We start from the raw sequence: 18,169 nt of genomic DNA on the forward strand, positions 1-18,169 counted from the left end.
AGCATGGCCCATGATCGAGCCGGGCGACCCGCGCGTCCCACCGACCTGGAGGACATCGCGCGTCTGGTGACGGCCTACTACAGCCGCATCCCGGATCCGGCCGAGCCCGCGCAGCAGGTGGCGTTCGGCACCTCGGGGCATCGGGGCTCCAGCCTGGACACCGCGTTCAACGAGGCGCACATCCTGGCCATCACCCAGTCGATCGTGGAATACCGTGCGACGCGAGGGATTACCGGTCCGGTCTATCTGGCCCGCGATACCCACGCACTGTCCGAACCCGCGTGGACCACCGCGCTCGAGGTGCTCGCCGCCAACGACGTGACCGCGATGATCGACGCGCGCGATCGCTACACCCCGACGCCCGCGCTGAGTCATGCGGTGTTGCGGCACAACCGCGGTGGGGCAAAGCATCAGGCCGATGGCATCGTCGTCACCCCGTCGCACAATCCGCCGCGCGACGGCGGCTTCAAATACAACCCGCCGCACGGCGGTCCGGCCGATACCAAGGCCACCGACGCCATCGCCAACCGTGCCAACGAACTGTTGCGCAACGGCTTGGCCGGAGTACGGCGGACCACGCTTCGGCATGCGCTGGAAAACTGCGTCGAGCGCTACGACTATCTCGACCACTACATCGCGGATCTGCCGAATGTGTTGAACCTGGACGCCATTCGCGGCGCCGGGATCCGGCTCGGCGCGGATCCGATGGGTGGGGCCAGCGTCGACTACTGGGAGGAGATCGGGCAGCGCTACGACCTCGAACTCGAGGTCGTCAACCCGTTCGTCGATCCGACCTGGCGGTTCATGACGCTGGACTCCGACGGCAAGATTCGAATGGATCCGTCCTCGCGCTATGCGATGGCCTCGCTGATCGCCATCAAGGACGACTACGACATCTCCACCGGCAACGACGCCGACGCGGATCGCCACGGCATCGTCACACCCGATGGCGGACTGATGAATCCGAACCACTTCCTCGCGGTCGCCATCGAATATCTGGTCGCGAACCGGATGGGCTGGGATGCACTCACCAAGATCGGCAAGACGGCGGTGAGTTCGTCGATGATCGACCGGGTGGTCAGCGTGCTCGGGCGCGATGTGTACGAGGTGCCGGTCGGCTTCAAATTCTTCGTGCCCGGATTGTTCAGCGGCAGTCTGGCTTTCGGCGGTGAGGAGAGTGCGGGCGCATCCTTCCTGCGGATGGACGGCACCGTGTGGACCACCGACAAGGACGGCATCCTGCTCGCCCTGCTGGCCACCGAGATCGCCGCGGTCACCGGCCAGAGCCCGTCCGCGCGCTATGTCGAACTCGAGAAGCGCTACGGCAGTCCGGCCTATGCCCGCATCGACGCGGCCGCGACCGCGGAACAGAAAGCACTGCTCGGGAAGTTGACACCGGACATGATCACCACAAAGGAGATCGCCGGTGAGCCGATCACCGCGGTCCTCACCCGAGCTCGCGGCAACGGCGCCCCCCTCGGCGGCCTGAAGGTCACCACCGAAAACGCTTGGTTCGCCGCCCGCCCCTCCGGCACCGAAGACAAGTACAAGATCTACGCGGAGTCCTTCCAGGGCCCCGAACACCTCACCCAGGTCCAAGCGGCCGCGGAAGAAGTGGTCGGGCAGGCGCTGTCCGGTGAGTGATAGATCGACTGCGGGGTCGTCGGAGTCGCTAGGTTCGAGAGCTTCAGCGGGGGCGGCAGCGGCCTCGGGGTCGGTGGGGCCAGTGAGACCATGGATGGTGTGGGGGTCGGCGGAGGCGGCAGCGTCCGGTTCGGAGTGGGCCGGGGCGCTAGGTTCTGCAGCGTCGGCGGGCGCGTCGGGGGCGGCGGTGCCGGTGGCAACGGGAAAGGAGTTGGGGGCGGCAAGGGCGGCGGCGTCTGGTTCTGACGAGGCGGGTTCGGCAGCGGCGTCACGGCGAGCGGGCGCGTCGGATTCGGGAGTGTCGGTGGGTTTGGTGAAGGCGTCGGGGTCGGCAGCGGTGTCGGGTGGGGCGGGGTCGCTGGTTTCAGGAGCTTCGGTGGGAGCAGCGGGCGCGTCGCATTCGGGGGTTCCCGCGGAATTGGCGAAGGCGTGGAGATCGGCGGAGACCGCGGTGTCGGGTACCGATGGGGGTTCGGCTGCGGGGCAGGGCGGGGTGGCTGTTGGTTCTAGTGGGGCGGCGTCCGGGGCGTTGCCGATCGAGATCTGGGTGTTGGTCGGGGCGTCGTTTGTTATCGCCGTCGGGTTCGGTTTGGTGGCACCGGTTTTGCCGCAGTTCGCGCGGGGGTTCGGGGTTGGGGTTGCCGCAGCCTCGGCGATTGTCAGTGCGTTCGCGTTGATGCGGCTGTTGTTCGCGCCGGTCAGTGGACGGTTGGTGCAGCGGCTGGGGGAGCGGTCGGTATATCTCGGGGGCTTGTTGATCGTTGCGGTGTCGACCGGGGCCAGCGCGTTCGCCCAGAGTTATTGGCAGCTACTGGTTTTGCGGTCGGCGGGTGGGGTTGGGTCGACCATGTTCACGGTGTCGTCGCTGGCACTGGTGATACGGATGTCGCCGCCCGCGCAGCGCGGGCGGGTGTCCGGGCTGTGGTCGACGAGTTTTCTGATCGGATCGGTCAGCGGGCCGCTGGTCGGCGGTGCGCTCGCAGGGCTCGGGCTGCGGGCGCCGTTCCTGATCTACGCGGCGGCGCTGCTGCTCGCTACCGCGGTGGTCTATGTGAACCTGCGGCATTCGACCCTCGCCGCACCGGAATCGGTGGGCGGGCTGCGGCTGATGTCGTTCCGGGAGGGACTGGCACGGCCGGAGTATCGGGCGGTACTGCTGTCGAATTTCGCCAATGGCGCGGCGGTTTTCGGCGTGCGGATGGCGTTGGTGCCGCTGCTCGTTGTCGAAGTGCTGCATCAGCAACCGGGTATGGCCGGTGTCACGCTGACGATGTTCGCCGCGGGCAATGTGGCAGTGCTTTTCGCATCCGGCAGGCTCTCGGACCGCTTCGGGCGCAAACCCTTCCTGATCGTCGGATCTCTGATCTGTGCGGCCGGAACCGCCGGACTCGGTCTCGCGACGAACCTGCCCTGGCTGCTGGTGACCTCATTCGTGGCCGGTCTGGGCTCGGGCATGTTCACCCCCGCCCAGCAGGCGGCGGTCGCGGACGTCATCGGACCGAAGGCCCGCGGCGGCCCGGTGCTGGCGGGCTTCCAAATGGCGGCCGACCTCGGCACCGTCATCGGCCCGGTCGCGGTGGGCGCCGTTGCCCAACACTTCTCCTACGGCCTCGCCCTCGCCCTGACCGGCGCACTACTCGCCGTCGCGGCCGCGATCTGGGCGCTGGTCCCGGAACCACTGCACCGACGCGGTGTGGAATCGGAAGTGGAAGCCATCGCGGACAGTCCACCCGCCTACACCTACGGCCCCGAACGCCTCGTCGACGCCCCCGACTCGCAGGACAACAATTACGCCTCCCACTGATCTGGACGTCTGATCACTATGTAACCCGGGAGGGGCGCTCTCGACGTTTGCCTGCATCAATGCATGGTGATCAAGCACCCCATGCGTGGGGTTGGGTGTGGTTGGGGCAGAGTGTTCGGGGTGAGCGAATCGGGATCGAAGTACACGCCGCGGCCGATGTCCAGTGCGACCACATATGCCCTGGGTGGCGTGGCACTCGCGCTCATCGTGTTGATCGTGATCATCGCGTTCCGGTGGGGGCGCGACGACGCCACGATCCGCAATGACGGCTATGGATCGGTGCACAGCGCGGACGTGCGCGCGGTCCTGGACCAGAACAACGGCACGATTCTTCTCGGTCGCCCCGACGCCGCGAAGACCATCGATGTGTACGAGGATCCGCTGTGCCCGTCCTGCGGCGCGCTGGAGCGGCTCTACGGTCAGGAGATCGCGCAGCGGATAGACGAGGGCAAACTCGCGGTCCGCTACCACCTCGTGACCTTCCTCGACCCGAAGTCCAAGAGCAAGGATTACTCGACCCGCGCGGTCGCGGCGAACGAATGTGTCGCGGATACCGGTTCGGGGCCGGTGTATTCGAAATTCCACGCGCAGCTGTTCACCTCGAGGCAGCCGGACGAAGGCGGCGCGGATCTCAGCAATGACGATCTCGCGAATATCGCGAAGGAATCTGGTGTCTCGCTGGAGGCGGCGCAGTGCATCAGCTCGGGCGCGAAACTCGATGCGGCGAAGATCCACGCGCAGATGGCGCGTGCCGCGCTGACCGATGCCAATGGCGAGGTCGCCACGCCCGCGGTCTTCGACGGCAAAAACAAGATCGATGTGAACAACCACGAATGGGTCGTCGACCTGACCAAGTGATCGTGCCGGGCGGCGGTACCGCCCGGCACGACGCCGCTAACCGGCGGGTTCCGGCTCCGGCTCTTCCTCCGCGATCGCGGCCAGTTCGCGCTCGACGAGTTCGTCGTGCGCCTTGGCCTCGGCGGCCGCCTTCTTCGGGCTCCAGTGTCCGGCCATCAGGAAGACGAACGGCAGGAACACAACCTGAGCTGCCAGGCAGATCCACCACCAGCGTTCCCACTGCTTCGGCGAATCGGCTTGCGCCTGCTGCACTTCCTTGGCGTGCGCGGCCAGATAGGCCTGATCATCGGCCGGAATCGTGCCGACCGACTGCAACTGCGTAGTCGCCTGCACCAGTTTGGGGCCGACGGTCCCCGCCACCGCGAGATCGGCGGCCGGAATCTGCTGCACGGCTTGCAGCCGCGCGATCGCCTGATCCACCGGAATGCCGAACTTCTTCGCGACCTGTCCGACCGCGGCCAGACCCGCGTTCGCATCGGCCGGATTCGTGGTCAGCGTGGCCAGTGTCGCCGAATCGATCGCCTGCAGCGTCGCCAATTCCTGCGGGTAGCGGGTGTTGAGGCCGACGGTCGTCTGGATATCGGCCGGTGACGCGCCGGTCAGTTTGGTCAGCGCGGTGACCTGTGCGACCTGATCATTGGGGTTCTGCTGCAGTGCCGCAAGGGTTTCCGTGCCGACCGTTTGGATGGTCGCGAGTTGCTGGGCGTATTTGTGCGCGATCTCCGAGAGCCGTGGCCCGTAATTGACCAGCGGACCGGCGGCGTTCACCACGATCAGCAATCCGAACAGCACCACGGTGACGACGCTGCGCAGCGTGCCGCCCCACACCGCGAGACCCACCGCGGTCGCGGCCGGATTACGGGCCTCGACCGTCTCGGTGAAGCTCGCCATCCAGGTGGAGTAGGCGATGCCGGTGCCGACCGCGATCACCACGAAAACCGTTGCGAACGAGTAGTAATCGGTATCGGGCTGATCGGTGTAGCCGATGAACAGGTACATGCCGACGATGCTGATGAGCGCGCCGACGATCATGAACGGCTTGCGCACCTTGAGTCTGTCCGACACGATGCCGGCCAGCACCAGCGCTATCGCATTGGCGGCCCAGTACCAGTTGCCGAGTGCATTGGCCTTGGCCGGACTGAAGCCGAAGTTCGTCGCCATATACACCGGTAGGAACGACACGATGGTGTAGAAGAAGGCGAGGAAAAGGCTGATCGCCAATGCCGAGCCGATGATATTGGGGCGCAACATCTGTCGCCACACGCCCTGCTCGAGTTCCTTGACATCCAACCCGCGGGCCCGGGCCTCGATCAGCGCACGGTCGCGCAATGTCACCATGATCTGGTCGCGCAGTTGCGGACTGAGCTCACGCAATCCGATCACCGCGACGACCGCGATGACGAGACTGATCACACCACACAGCCGGTAGTGGTACTGCCAGTCCGGATGCGCGTCGAGCGTGTGGGTGGAGATCTGTGTGGTGACCAGGGCGCCGATGACCGGTCCCAGCGTCCAGAAGCCCATCGCCGATGCCCGGTCCAGCTGCGGGGAGAAGTCGCGGATCAGTGCCGGTGTGGCCACCAGCACCGCGCCCTCGACAATACTCACCAGGCAGTACACGAACAGGTACTGCTCCTTGGTGGTCGTCGCGGGCACCGCGAACAGGGTCAGCAGCGAGCAGATCACCACGCCGTAGGCGACGATATTCGCCCTGCCCCATCGATCCAGCACGCCCGCGAGCACCGAGGCCACCGCACCGAAGGCGGCGCCGATGATGAAGATCCAGACGAAGTAGGCGAAGGACAGGTCGAAGTAGCCGATGAGTTCATTGCCGACGGCGCCGGTGACGAACAATTGGTAGTAGAGCGCGATCGAGGCGATGACCACGACGGTCAAATACCAGGAGCGGGCGGGTGTATCGGGATAGTGCGGTAGCTTGCGCTGCCACAGCCCCGTGAGCAGGGTCGGCGGGTCTGCGGTCTGGGTCGAGCTCATGGTCGAGATGCCTTTCTAGCCACGGCATTCGTAAAGACCTGAACCGAGCGTGGATCAGGACGAGTTACCGGGTGGACACAGGGTAGTGAGATGGATCACTCCCCGTGGGTGTTTCGGACCATGAGAACGCTCGATTTGCGGAATTGAAACAGTCGGTACCGATGAGTGGGACTCTCGGTTGACGTCGCAGGCATTGCGAGCTGGGGTGGGAGTTATGAATTCTGCCGCAGCGGAGGGGTTTTCGATCCCGATGTGGATCGTGCGGTCGGTTGAATTGTGCGGCGGTTGCTCACTTGGTTGTTGCCGGAAATAATTCCGGCACCGGCGAATTCGTTCGATGTCTTCGACCGTACCGACGACAACGGGGCCCGTGCTCGATGGCACGGACCCCGTCAGGTCTATTCGGGCTTACAGGTAAGCGCCGCACACGGGCCAAGCGCCCGGGCCCTGGGTGGCGAGCACATTCTCGGCGACGCGGATCTGCTCCTCGCGGCTCGCGCCGCTCGGGCTGCCCGAGCCACCGTTGGCGGCCCAGGTGCTCTGCGTGAACTGCAGGCCGCCGGAGAAGCCGTTACCGGTATCGGTGTTCCAATTGCCGCTGCTCTCGCACTGCGCGACGGCGTCCCAGTTGTGACCGGAGGCCGATGCGGTGGCGGTGGACAGGCCGAACGGAACTGCGGCGATGGCACCGGCGACGGCGGCGAGACCAAGGGCACGGGTGAGCTTGCGGTTCTGAGTCATGTGGATTCCTGGCTGCGCCCGCTCGGCCCGGCGGACTTCCGCCGTGTCCCTGCCCCCAGCGATGTCGGGGACCCTCGAAACCGCGGGGCAGGGTTACCGGCGTTCAGCGATTCGAGTTCGAGCCCGTCGCGTTGATCCGGGCTGCCGACGACGCTAGCGAAGAATTCGCGACAGATCACGTTGGGATAACGTCCGAATTGCCTCGACCACAACCCCGGATTATCGGCATTCGCGCAGTTCGAATGCGTAAAAATGTATATATACGATCGTTCGTGATAGTTACGTTATGTGTTCGGGATCACTACGAAATGGTGATCCGGATCGCGTTTGAGCAACGAAACCTGCGAGGTATGTCCGGTTGCGCCACAGGCTCGGTGCACGTCCGATGCGGTACGGATGGTGAAATTGTTATCCGCTGGGGTGCTTGTGAATCCCCTCCACCCCTATTCGAGCTTCAACAAATCGAGAGCGATCCGGCACGCCGGTATTTCGGTGACGCTCGTGGGGGCGCTTCCCGGTGCCGAGTGTGGGTCTGGGCGCACAACAGGTCACCAGGCGGCCTTCGGCGGTGTCCCGCATGTCTGAGTGATGCCGACGGCGCATAGCTCTCGCCGACGGCACATGTTCAATCGGATATATGCCGGTCGTGAACGGCCATATCGGTCCCGAACGGGCAATTGCCGTCGCAAACGGCGGTATGGAGTCGGGTTTCGAGCGCGGTCACTTGCGCGCGTCAACCAGCTTTGGGCCGGGGAGGCCCGGTGAGTAGCTCGGATCGGGGCATCCGGCCTGTCCTGCCAGCAGCTTTGCGGAGCGGGATATCTGGTCGGCTTTGTGAGCTGCTCGCAGTGGGGCGGATATCTGCGTCCGCTCGGAGCGGAATTGCCCGTCAGCCCGCGGGAGGCACTCAGTGGATCAGGCACTCGGACAAACGTGTGAGCCGCTCGGGATGGATCGGGCATCTGGGCAGCCCATGTGCCGCTCGGAATGGAGCGGTATCTGGACGGCCTTGCGACGCACTCGGGGGTGGATCGGTCCGCGAGCTGCCTGCGCATCGCTCGAAATGCGGCACTCGACGGGCCTTGGCGACTTGCGCTGAGCGGATGGCCCGGTCAGGGGGCGGGGAATCGGGCTGGCTGGGGATGGTCGTCTGGGATCTCGTCTTCGGGGCGGATTCGCCGGAGTTGGCCGTGGACGACAATGTAGCCGTCGAGCGGGTAGGCGATGTCTTCGGCAGTTGGTCGGTCGGCGGGATGGATGGGGATTGCGGGAGTTTCGGGCGGTTCGGATCTGTGGTGGCCGGTGTAGGGCGCGGCGGGGGCGTCGGTGTCGGTGCGCGGAAATAGGTATCGCGCGCCCTCGCGGATCGTGGTGTGGATATCGCCGGTCGGGACGGTCCATTGCAGGCGATCCGTATCGGCGCGCCAGATGCGCCAGGGGAGTCTTTTGTTGTCCGCCAACGTTTTCAGGCGATGATGCCTCGTGCAGAGTGTGGCCACAATGGTGCGTCCGCTGCGGTCGAGGCGCTGGTGGTCGAACGGGTGATTGTGGTCCAGTTCGGATTCGGCGGCGGGCATGATGCATCCCGGAAAGCGACACATGCCGTCCATCGCCCGCACCTCGCGCTCCAGTCGCGGCGATGGCCGCCGAGGCATCGTTTCATCCACAGCGGTCGCCTCGTCGTCGGCGTTCGATCGTTCCGGTATGACCTGGAAGCGTGCGTGTTCAGCGAGAATCCGGGCCAGCGCCGCGTCGATCGGCCCATACCCTGCCAGAAATGCCGGTGCCTCCTGAATACCGAGCAGCGTGTCTGCCGCAATCCCGATCTGGATCAATGGTCTGCGCGGCTGTTCGATCGGCGCACCGAACTTCGGACAACGCTCACTGCGTCCGCACTGGCATTTCAGCCGTCCGGAACCATCCGCCAGCGCCACCAGAGCGTCTGCCCGGCGCTGCGGCATACTCCGCGGATCCGATGCGCACACCTGCGTACTCATCTCGCGCAGTCGCATCGCTACCGTCTGCGCCCCCGGCGCGGGCAGTAATCCATCGAATACAGCCATACTGTCTTGCACCGCTCGCAGCCGGACGTCGCGCTCGTCCTGCCGCAGTTCCCGCCGGCGCTGCGTGCCGCCGGGATCCAGCCGCGCCGCCCACCGCCGCGCCGCCTGCCGCAGCCGCACCGGATTGTTTCGTCCCGCCGCCTCGAGCAGTCGCGGCTCCAGCGCGTCCAGCACCTCCCTGGTCACCGCTCGGGTGCTGTCCACGATCACCCGCACCTTGGCCAGGTCGATCCGTCCCGCCGCGAAAGCAGCCCGCGTGCGCGGCAACGAATCCTCCAGTGCCAGACCGATATCGATCAACGCCCCGGCCGTCCCCTCGTCGACCTGCAATGCCACCGCGGCCTCGCTGGCGGCGAACTCGCCGGCCCGCACTCCGCCCGGCCCCGGCTCCGCAGTCTCGGCCCGATGCCGTCGATACAACTCCCGCACCGCGAACACCTCAGCGGCCTGCGCCACCGCCGCCCGCCCATGCGCCGCCCGCAGGGCCTCGATCAGCCCCTCGTCGGTCATGGCCCCGAAGTCCACGGATGAGAGATCATCGCCATCGAACATGTGTTCGATTCTACGATCGAACAACCCCCTCCGCTACCCCCGAATCAAGGCGATTTGGTTGCCGACACGCCAGTGGTGTAACTTCGTTCAGGCAGTCAGGGAAACCTGACAGCGACCCGCTCGGGGCTATGGCGCAGCTGGTAGCGCACCACACTGGCAGTGTGGGGGTCAGGGGTTCGAGTCCCCTTAGCTCCACAAAAACATCAGGTCAGGCTCGGTTTTAACCGGGCCTGACCTATTTTATTGGCCCAGCCCCAGGGAAACCCCACGGTTTGCATTCTGGTTTGAATCGGATTCTTCGGATGGGCCGGGGTGTGATGATCCAGGGCATCTGAAAGCGCGCGTTCGGTGCGCCCGATATGCGGCTATGAGCGGATGGTGCTCCTACGGCGAGGTGATCGTCGACCGGGCGGGTGCGGGCACGATTGCATCGAGACGGTGCGCCCGGCGGGCCTCGCTGGGCATGGCCAGTTTCAGGAAAGGGCCGGCAACGCCGAGGGGTTGGCTCCGCAGTCGGGCGTCGAGGTCGAGCATGAAGTTCATGAATGGCCGACCGAACACGACCGCCAGCCTGCGATCGGTTTGGTAGGTGATGCGCCGACTCCAGAACGCCATCACCACGTAGGTAACGATCATGTACATCGCCAGCCCCACCAGCCCACCCGCAAAGGCGGCTTGCCACGGCGGTGCGTCGATGTACCCGCCGACGCCGAGGAGCAGGAACGTCAGAAGCGCGAGCGTTATGACCATGATGGCGACGCGTGACTTGGGCCGTCCGGCTCGGAGCAGATCCAGGGCGACGAGGTGCTCAGCGAGCGCACCGTCCTGTTCGGCGACGGTGAGTCTTTCGAAGGCAGACCCGACCACGAGGACCGGCTGCTTTCGTATCCGCGCGTAAAGGCCGGCCGTGCACGACCGGGGCACGGTGCCTGTCTCGATCCGCGGCGGCTGTATCTCGAGTTTCGCTGCGAGTTCGGCGGTGCGGGTGCTGATCCGATCCAAATCCACATGACACATCATTGACCACGGAAGTGAAACGCGCGAGTTCACCAATACGCAGCAGGGCTGCCGCGATCGTCCCGTAATCGGCATGTCAGTGCGTGCACATGGCTGAGATGATCTCGCCGCGTTGACCTTTGGCCGCGACAGTTCGAGCCGCGCCTCGAGCTCGAACAGAAACCGCTACCTCATCGGCTATGGCGACCGGCCGCCTCCACCCCAGCTGAACCGGGTTCAGCGAATCGGGCCCGAAACACCTTCAGATCCACCCGCACCCAGGCTCGGCCTCAACCTGCCACCGCCACCGCCCGCCACGCCTTTCTGGCACGTGAGCGGACCCGCGGAGCGGCGTATTCGATTCGCCGACGCGCCTCGGAGGCGCTGATCCGCAGCAGATCACTCAATAGCTCCGCTGTGTCCCGGTAGCCGGTGTCGGCGGCGAGACCGCGACGCTCGGCCTCGGCGACGGCCGCGACCATGGCCGCACCCAATCGACGCCGGCGGCGTTCGGTTTCGACGAGGGTACGCAGCAAGTCGACATCGGCCAGTTCCGACCATCCTCGTGCCGGAGCATCCGGTGCCAATGCAGTCGAATGTGTGTTCACCCGAACTAGCCTACCGCATTCTCGAACGTTTGTTCGATAAAGGTCCGGCTGGGCATGCCATGTTCGGGCAGCACCCCGACGGAGTATTGGTGATGGCCGGGCCGGATGCTCGGGCTGTTGGCGCGCGCCGTGCCGAGTTTCAGCCGAATCCGACCCTACCGCTTCGCCGATCGACAGAAATGCACATCGGGAAACGTTGCCAGCCAACCCATTTCGGGTAACCAATTGACATGCAGTAGTCGGCAGTTCCGCACGTTCCGCACGTTCTGCGCGGACGCCAACGGCCCGAGCAACCTCGGGCCGTTGATCTTCGGACTGTTGCATCTGGCCGCCATGGAGGGGTGCCGACAGCATCCTCGATGACGAAATCCAGCTGGGGACTTCGAATATGCCGCTATTTGATCGAGTTGGCCAACTGATCGGCATAGGGGGCAGTGAATTTTCCGACGATGGGAAGCTCTGCCCGGACACCGCTGGTGTTGTTCGTCTGGAGCATGGCCATGATCCAGACGACGACCGCGAAGACCGCGACCGCGAGTCCGGCGAGGCTGAAGATGATCCCCAGGACTCCCAGGAGCGAGCCGAGGATGCTCAGAACAATATTGAGCACCGAGACCGCTCCGAAGAAGACGATCGATTGCGAGGCATGGAATTTCACATCGGGATCGTTCTTTCCCACGAATAGGAAGATGATTCCGGTGAGCCATCCCAGTGCGTAGGACAGGATGGCGCTGGTCTTTTTGTCCAAGCCGGCGGGCTGTGGTTGGTTCGTGGGAGGTTGAGAAGATGTCATGGGGTAAGTAGACGCCGCGCGCGCCACCTACCGATCCCAACTTTCAGCACGAACTCACAGGTCGCGGGCCAGCTGGCGACTGGGGTCCCCGGACGTGGTTCCTCGCGACGAGATGACTGCCGACGAGCTCGAAACGCCTGGGCGATGGTTCATTACACAATCGAGCACCGAAGGCCGCGCGGTAGCCGAGTTGGTCTCCGAGCGAGGAGCGCCGACCGCACCAGCGGCCAGCACGCTCACCTGCGGTCGCACGCTAGCGACGCGAGTTGCTCCTACGTCATGTAATGGGCTACCGCGTGTTCGCGGGAGCCGATTATCGAGTGGTAGGTGCACGAATCGGTCTTCCGGGTGGACCTCCGCCATGGCATCGGTGTGACTGGATTCGACGTCCGGGACTGCTTGTCGATGGTGGCGGATCTGCTCCCCGGCGAGCCGGCCGATCGCCGATGAAATCGGTCGCCCCGCGTCGTCGATATCAGTGATCCAACGGAGAGGAGAGCGCGATGAACGAGTCCGCCGACGAATCGGCACGCAAGCGCCTGGAGGTCTTTGTCGGGGAATGGACGATGGTGGCCGGACCTGCCGGCGGCCCACCGTGGCCTGGCACGGGCCGCGTCACCTTCGAATGGCTCACGGGCACACCGCTGCTGGTTCAGCGCTGGCATATCGACCTGCCCGAGGCTCCCGACGGTGTCGCAGTCATCGGTTGCGATGGCATGAGTGACACCTTCTATCAGCTCTACACTGACGACCGCGATGTACAGCGCATCTACGAGATGACCCTGACCGAGGGCATCTGGACGCTGCGGCGTGACGGCGATCCCTTCGCCCAGCGGTTCACCGGCAGATTCTCCGAGGATGGGAGCACGATTCTGGGGCGCTGGGAGCTGGCCGAGGACCGAAAGACCTGGAAGACGGACTTCGACCTGACCTACACCAAGGTCGCGTAGCACATGGGAGCGCCCGTCAACCAGATACGGCTCTACCACGTGCAGTAATTCGCTTGGTACACAGCGGTTTCCACTTGTGGTCGCGGTGTGGCTCGCGGCGGCGGCGACCGCCGTGGCACCCACGATGGCCTGCGGGTGCCGATGGGTGACCTCGGCGCAGCGCGCGGCTTGCGTGGCGGCTCGGCGCAGGTTTTCAGCGAAGTACGCCCCGAGTGGGGCGACCCGCATCGCGGCTCCGTTTCCCTATGATCCGTGCCCGCTGAAAGCAGCCGCGGCCGCTTCGTTCCAGGGGCGTTGGTCGCGAATCTGGTGCAGCACAACGACTGTGCCGCCGCGATAGCCACGATACGGTTCGCAGCGATCGGCGAAGGCGCCCGCTATCGCGTCGCGGTCGATACCCCGCGCCAACGGGTTTCCGAGCACACCGAACAGGCCATCTCGGTGTCGTCGGTCCACTGCCACGGCGCCGCGGGTGGGTGCCCGGCGAGCAGATTCGCGACGGAGTGGCCGGGCACGAAGAACTGGGCACCGAGCGCATCACCAACGGACTTGCATCGGTGACGAATAGACGATTGGACCGTAGGCAATCGTCACACCCCTGCCAATTTCCGATTCTTCGCCAACCCTCTGCGGCTGAAGGGATTTCATGGCCTATATCAGGTTTCGGAACTTGTTGTTCGGCCTATTGTCACTGGTGGAATTTCATGGCCCATGCGAGCTGATCACACGCCACCGTGTTGCATGGGCTGTGATCGGCATCACCGCGCGCACACCGTCATTCAGCTGGTCGGTGGTCGCGGCTTTTCGATCAACCTTCGGCTGCCCATGAGTTCACGCATCGCATGCGTTTATATTTCGATGTGGACACGATACCGAGGACTTTCGCACGCGCTCGCCGCGGTGCGCACACACTCGTACCGGCTCGAAGATCCAGTGATCACCTTTCATGCTTGGACACCTGTATAGGTTTGCTGACTCGAAAGGAACTGCGATATGAGCGTTTTGGGCACCCCACTCAAAAAGATCGTCGCCACCAGTGCAATTATCGGCGGGGCTGGAATGGCATACATCGGCCAAGCGTCCGCCGCTACCGATCAGGAATGGGACAGCCTCGCCGCCTGTGAGTCGGGTGGTAATTGGGGTATCAACACTGGCAACGGGTTTCAGGGCGGTCTGCAGTTCTCGCCGGGCACATGGGCCGCATATGGCGGTGCCGCGTATGCGCAGACTGCCGACAAAGCCACCCGTGAACAGCAGATTGCCGTCGCCGAGCAGGTACTCGCCGCTCAGGGCTGGGGCCCGTGGGCAGGATGTTCGGCAGCGCTCGGCCTCCGATGAGACAGCAGAGCTACCCGGCGGGTGCGACCGAGTCCCTCGTGCTCGACCCGTCGAGGTCACGGTCGGGAGCGGTTTTTCGCGACGGACAGCAGCGGCGGCTGCCGCATGGCTAACTGGCGGAAAGGACTCCGTCCACCACGACGCTGACCAGCTTTTCGGGAAGATCCGGCGTTATCGGCTGACCCGTCAGGATCACCCGCATCTGGATCGTGGCGAATAATGGCTCGAGCACATCAATGGCGGCAATTCCGGAGTGCACCTCGCCGCGGGTGATCGCGCGCTCGACGACGGGCTCCATCGCCCGAAGCCGGGTTTCGAAATACAGCCGTCGCGCCTCGCTCGTCGCGGGGTTGTCCCCCGCGGCGACACTCATTTGCAAAAGCGAACGTCCGACCGGGCTGCCGAGGTAAGCACACGCCTGTTTCATGAGATCGGTCAGATCTTCGCGCAGCGAACCGTGGTCGGGTACGACCAGCGACGCCTCGCTTCGTGTCGTCAGCGCGTCGAGGATCATGCGTTCGCGGGTCTTCCACCGTCGGTATACCGATGTCTCGTGTATGCCGGCCAGTCGTGCGACAGCCGCAACGGACACAGCGTGTACAGGGGTACCGTTCATGATTTCCGATAGCACCGCGTTGCGCACGGAAGTAACGATGTCCGGTATGTCGGTGACCTGGGGCACGCTGAAATTGTCAGGCATTTTCGCAGTATAACGGCGCTAGCGCATTGTTCCCGCCACAGGCATTCCATCGAGATTGCAGACAATGGGCCGGAGCCGACCGCACATCGGGCCGGACCGGTTCGGATAAAACACGGTCTCGAATTCGAGTGCGGGGCAACTCGATCCGCGCGCAGTGGCGGAAGTAGTCGCTGAGTTCGTCATGGTGCGTCCGATGCTCTGCGCCATCGCCCGGTCGACTGGTACTCGGCACCGGATGGCACTCGGGAGTCGTCGACCGGCGTGCTCTCGGCAAGCACCTCGCGGGGGCCGTATCCGGGCGCGCCGCAGGCGGAGGGATGCGCGGCGCCATGTGCCCCTCGGCGGATCCGCTTCGCTACCAGCAGGTTTCGCTCCCGACGGCATGCATCTACGCGGACTCTGACTATAGATGTCCATAGTTACAGAAACTCGTCTTGCGCAGTCGGGCGGACCCGATTATGGTCGTACGCAAGTCGACTTGCGCAACGCCGGGCGGGCCCGGTGGTGGGGATCTTGAAGCGCTTTTGGGTGTATATGCGGTGACCATGCGGCGGGAAAGTGCTGCGCCCGAAGAAAGTCGACTAGAGCGCGACATTGCTGTCGCCGCGTTCGACATTGCTGTCGCTACGTGCATTGTAATCAACCGGCCCGATGGGGCCGTTCTGCACAAGGGGAGATCCAGATGAGCCTCGAAACGGACGTGTACGGCGATATCGCCGACTACCTGGAAAATCACTACAGCATCGAGGTCGACAAGGTAGACCCCTCAGCGACATTCGAGGAAGTGGGCCTGGATTCGCTTGGGCTGCTCGGCATTGCCGAGATCCTGGAACGCAAATACACGATTGCGCTGAATGACGAGCGCATCGCCAGCATCAAGACGTTCGGAGAACTCGTCGATGCCGTGCGGTCACGCTCGGAGGATTCCAGCGCGAAGTCCCTATAACGGACCGAGCGACACATTCAACAGCATTGGAGTTTCCGGTGACCGCATATATCACCAGCACTGGCCGATTTCTACCAGGCGATCCGGTAACAAACGACGAAATCGAAGACTTCATCGGCAAAGCGGGGAACGCGAGTTCGGGCCTTCGGGACACGATTCTCGCGAATAGTGGCATCAAGACGCGCTATTACGCCCTGGATCGGGAACAGCAAACCGTGTTCTCGAATACGGAACTGGCCGCTCGGGCGGTGGAGGACGCCGTCGAACGATCGGAGATCGCTGCCGAGGATCTGCAGTTACTCGCCGCCGCCACGACATTGCCGGACCTGATGGGGCCTGGTCACGCGAGCATGGTCCACGGCCGCCTCGCCTATCCGCCCTTCGAGATCGTCACCGCGCACGGCATCTGCAGCTCGGGAATGATGGCGCTGAAGAACGCCTACCTGCAGGTCGCGATCGGCGAGAAGTCGGCCGCCGTCGCGGTCGCCAGCGAGTTCGCCTCCCGTGGCTTCAAGAGCAGCCGATATAAGGCACTCGAGAGCCGGACCGAGGATGGTTCGCTGCCCATGGAGACCGCGTTTCTGCGGTATATGCTCTCCGACGGCGCGGGAGCGGCGGTTGTCCAGGACAAGCCGAGGTCGAACGGGGTGAGCCTGCGCATCGACTGGATTTCGCTGACCTCGTATGCCAATACCGAGCAGGCATGTATGTATTTCGGCAGCGAGTCCAATGATGCCGAGAAGACCTGGATGGACTACGCCGACGCCACCGAGGCCGCGGTAGCGGGCACTCTCGTTGCCCGACAACGTCTCTCGCTGCTGCCGCATCTGGTCAAGGTCGGCATCGACGAGTACGAGCGGCTCCTCGACGCGGGCAAATTCGACCCGACTACCCTGAAATGGCTTCCGGCGCACTATTCGAGCGAGCGCATGAAGTCGATGGTGCTGGGCGAATTGTCGCGGCGCGATGTGCCGCGGCCGGGACCGGAAGTGTGGTACAGCAACCTTACCCGCGTCGGGAATATCGGTAGCGCAAGCATTTTCGTGATCCTGGACGAGATGCTGCGCGAAGAGCTCGTCACGCCGGGAGACACCATGCTCTGCATGGTCCCGGAATCGGGCCGTTTCGCGATTTCGTACATGCACCTCACGGCAGTGGACGGCGGCACGAGCGCATGAGTACCGCGCCAGCGGATCTACCCGTGCGGGAGGTCGGCGCCGAACCCGCTGTGATCGCGGTGTACTGGTACTCGCAGACCGGGCAACTGCGAGAGTGTCTCGAACATTTTCTCGAGCCGCTCGTTGCCGCAGGCTGTGAGGTCCGGTGGATCGAAGTCACCACCTCCGGTGACTTTCCGTTTCCGTGGTCACTCGGTCGCTTCTTCGGTGTGTTCGCGCAGGCCGCCGATGCCGAGTCGACCGTGGACATCTCCGTCGGAGACGGCAGTCGACAAATCGGCGATGACGTGGACTTGGTGCTGGTCGCGCACCAGGTGTGGTATTTGAACCCATCGATCCCGATGCGATCGTTGGTGCGGCACTACCCCGAGCGGGTGACCGGTCTGCCGGTGGTGCAGTTCATCGCCTGCCGCAATATGTGGGTGTCAGCGGCGGTGAGTATGCGCAGCATGCTGATCGCCGCGGGCGCTCTTCCGGTCGGCGTGATCGCGGTGACGGATACCGCCAATCAGCTCGTATCACTATTCACCACGCTGCGGTGGCTGTTGTTGGGGCGGCGGGAGGCATCGTTCGGTCTACGTGCCGCTGGTGTGCCCGATGCCGAGCATCAACGGCTGCGCAGGCTCGCGCGACAATTGGTCGAGGCCGGTGCGGGCTCGGGGGAGCAGATCACCGCGGTGCTGCCCGAGGTGTTGGCGCAGGCCGGATCGGCCCGCGAGAATGCCGCGGTGATCGGTCCGGATCTGCTGGCGGGCATGGCTTTTCGGTTCGCGTCACGACTGATCCGGCGCTACACCGAACCGGGTGGCCTCGGCGAGAAAACCGCACTGGCGGCCTTCGTCGGTGCATTGGGTGCGGGGATCGCCCTCGGCCTGCCGGTGGCCACGGTGCTGCGCATCGTCTTCCATCGGCGCGTGGACGCCGCCATCACGAGCTATCTCGACCGCACGCTGTTCGCGGTCGCCGACGCTGTGCCGGCCCGGCGCGGACACGAGGTGTGACC

The 18,169-nt window shown here is 64.5% G+C and carries 15 protein-coding genes, 1 tRNA gene and 2 pseudogenes; 10 read left to right on the forward strand and 8 right to left on the reverse strand.

Annotated elements, in window-relative coordinates:
• Positions 1-3: 3 nt before the first annotated feature.
• The 3 genes from pgm (at position 4) to ACQPYR_RS09560 (ending at position 4,306) form a co-directional block, all read left to right on the forward strand.
• On the forward strand, positions 4-1,644 hold the full coding sequence (pgm, locus tag ACQPYR_RS09550) for a phosphoglucomutase (alpha-D-glucose-1,6-bisphosphate-dependent) (RefSeq protein ID WP_433630118.1): 1,641 nt from the start codon (positions 4-6) through the stop codon (positions 1,642-1,644).
• A gap of 493 nt (positions 1,645-2,137) precedes the next feature.
• Positions 2,138-3,448 carry an MFS transporter gene (locus tag ACQPYR_RS09555; RefSeq protein ID WP_433635078.1) on the forward strand — a complete coding sequence of 437 codons (1,311 nt, stop codon included), beginning with the start codon at positions 2,138-2,140 and terminating at the stop codon, positions 3,446-3,448.
• 120 nt (positions 3,449-3,568) lie between these two features.
• The gene (locus ACQPYR_RS09560) at positions 3,569-4,306 is read left to right on the forward strand and encodes a DsbA family protein (RefSeq protein WP_433630121.1); all 738 of its coding nucleotides are present in this window, start codon (positions 3,569-3,571) and stop codon (positions 4,304-4,306) included.
• A gap of 36 nt (positions 4,307-4,342) precedes the next feature.
• On the opposite strand, the gene ACQPYR_RS09565 is transcribed toward ACQPYR_RS09560, so the two are convergent.
• The 3 genes from ACQPYR_RS09565 to ACQPYR_RS09575 form a co-directional block, all read right to left on the reverse strand.
• On the reverse strand, positions 4,343-6,301 hold the full coding sequence (locus ACQPYR_RS09565) for an MFS transporter (protein WP_433630124.1): 1,959 nt from the start codon (positions 6,299-6,301) through the stop codon (positions 4,343-4,345).
• 408 nt (positions 6,302-6,709) lie between these two features.
• Positions 6,710-7,042 (reverse strand): transglycosylase family protein, encoded by a 333-nt coding sequence (locus ACQPYR_RS09570; RefSeq protein ID WP_063046924.1) that lies wholly within the window; start codon positions 7,040-7,042, stop codon positions 6,710-6,712.
• A 1,112-nt stretch (positions 7,043-8,154) separates the two neighbouring features.
• Entirely contained in the window at positions 8,155-9,657 is a 1,503-nt protein-coding gene (locus ACQPYR_RS09575) for a DUF222 domain-containing protein (protein WP_433630126.1), read from the reverse strand.
• A gap of 122 nt (positions 9,658-9,779) precedes the next feature.
• Between ACQPYR_RS09575 and ACQPYR_RS09580 the strand changes: the two genes are divergently transcribed.
• Positions 9,780-9,852, forward strand: a tRNA-Ala gene (locus ACQPYR_RS09580).
• 189 nt (positions 9,853-10,041) lie between these two features.
• On the opposite strand, the gene ACQPYR_RS09585 is transcribed toward ACQPYR_RS09580, so the two are convergent.
• The 3 genes from ACQPYR_RS09585 to ACQPYR_RS09595 all read right to left on the reverse strand — a co-directional run bounded on the left by ACQPYR_RS09585 (position 10,042) and on the right by ACQPYR_RS09595 (position 12,054).
• Positions 10,042-10,665 (reverse strand): hypothetical protein, encoded by a 624-nt coding sequence (locus ACQPYR_RS09585; RefSeq protein ID WP_433630127.1) that lies wholly within the window; start codon positions 10,663-10,665, stop codon positions 10,042-10,044.
• A gap of 278 nt (positions 10,666-10,943) precedes the next feature.
• Entirely contained in the window at positions 10,944-11,261 is a 318-nt protein-coding gene (locus tag ACQPYR_RS09590) for a DUF222 domain-containing protein (RefSeq protein ID WP_433630129.1), read from the reverse strand.
• A gap of 394 nt (positions 11,262-11,655) precedes the next feature.
• Positions 11,656-12,054 (reverse strand): DUF4870 domain-containing protein, encoded by a 399-nt coding sequence (locus tag ACQPYR_RS09595; RefSeq protein WP_433630132.1) that lies wholly within the window; start codon positions 12,052-12,054, stop codon positions 11,656-11,658.
• A gap of 503 nt (positions 12,055-12,557) precedes the next feature.
• On the opposite strand from ACQPYR_RS09595, the gene ACQPYR_RS09600 reads away from it, so the two are divergent.
• A complete protein-coding gene (locus ACQPYR_RS09600; protein ID WP_433635449.1) occupies positions 12,558-13,004 on the forward strand; it encodes a hypothetical protein in 447 nt (148 codons plus the stop codon).
• A 105-nt stretch (positions 13,005-13,109) separates the two neighbouring features.
• Here ACQPYR_RS09600 and ACQPYR_RS09605 read toward each other — a convergent pair.
• A pseudogene (locus ACQPYR_RS09605) lies at positions 13,110-13,232 on the reverse strand (ADP-ribosylglycohydrolase family protein); the annotation flags it as partial.
• Between the two features lie 24 nt (positions 13,233-13,256).
• On the opposite strand from ACQPYR_RS09605, the gene ACQPYR_RS09610 reads away from it, so the two are divergent.
• Positions 13,257-13,565: a hypothetical protein gene (locus ACQPYR_RS09610; protein ID WP_433630133.1), complete on the forward strand. Its 309-nt coding sequence runs from the start codon at positions 13,257-13,259 to the stop codon at positions 13,563-13,565.
• A gap of 432 nt (positions 13,566-13,997) precedes the next feature.
• A pseudogene (locus tag ACQPYR_RS09615) lies at positions 13,998-14,336 on the forward strand (transglycosylase family protein); the annotation flags it as partial.
• A gap of 115 nt (positions 14,337-14,451) precedes the next feature.
• On the opposite strand, the gene ACQPYR_RS09620 reads toward ACQPYR_RS09615, so the two are convergent.
• Positions 14,452-15,042, reverse strand: coding sequence for a TetR-like C-terminal domain-containing protein (locus tag ACQPYR_RS09620; protein WP_433630135.1), 591 nt, complete (start codon positions 15,040-15,042; stop codon positions 14,452-14,454).
• Positions 15,043-15,724: 682 nt separating this feature from the next.
• On the opposite strand from ACQPYR_RS09620, the gene ACQPYR_RS09625 reads away from it, so the two are divergent.
• Genes ACQPYR_RS09625 through ACQPYR_RS09635 form a run of 3 tightly spaced genes read left to right on the forward strand, consistent with a single transcriptional unit; the run spans position 15,725 to position 18,167 of the window.
• Entirely contained in the window at positions 15,725-15,988 is a 264-nt protein-coding gene (locus tag ACQPYR_RS09625) for an acyl carrier protein (protein ID WP_433630136.1), read from the forward strand.
• 38 nt (positions 15,989-16,026) lie between these two features.
• Complete coding sequence (locus tag ACQPYR_RS09630) at positions 16,027-17,166, forward strand: StlD/DarB family beta-ketosynthase (RefSeq protein ID WP_433630138.1); 1,140 nt, start codon at positions 16,027-16,029, stop codon at positions 17,164-17,166.
• Positions 17,163-18,167, forward strand: a complete 1,005-nt coding sequence (locus ACQPYR_RS09635; protein WP_433630140.1) for a hypothetical protein — start codon at positions 17,163-17,165, stop codon at positions 18,165-18,167. Before ACQPYR_RS09630 ends, ACQPYR_RS09635 begins: the two co-directional genes overlap by 4 nt.
• Positions 18,168-18,169: the final 2 nt, after the last annotated feature.

The sequence above is a fragment of the Nocardia sp. CA-120079 genome, from assembly GCF_050955745.1.
In the GTDB taxonomy this organism is placed as follows: domain Bacteria; phylum Actinomycetota; class Actinomycetes; order Mycobacteriales; family Mycobacteriaceae; genus Nocardia.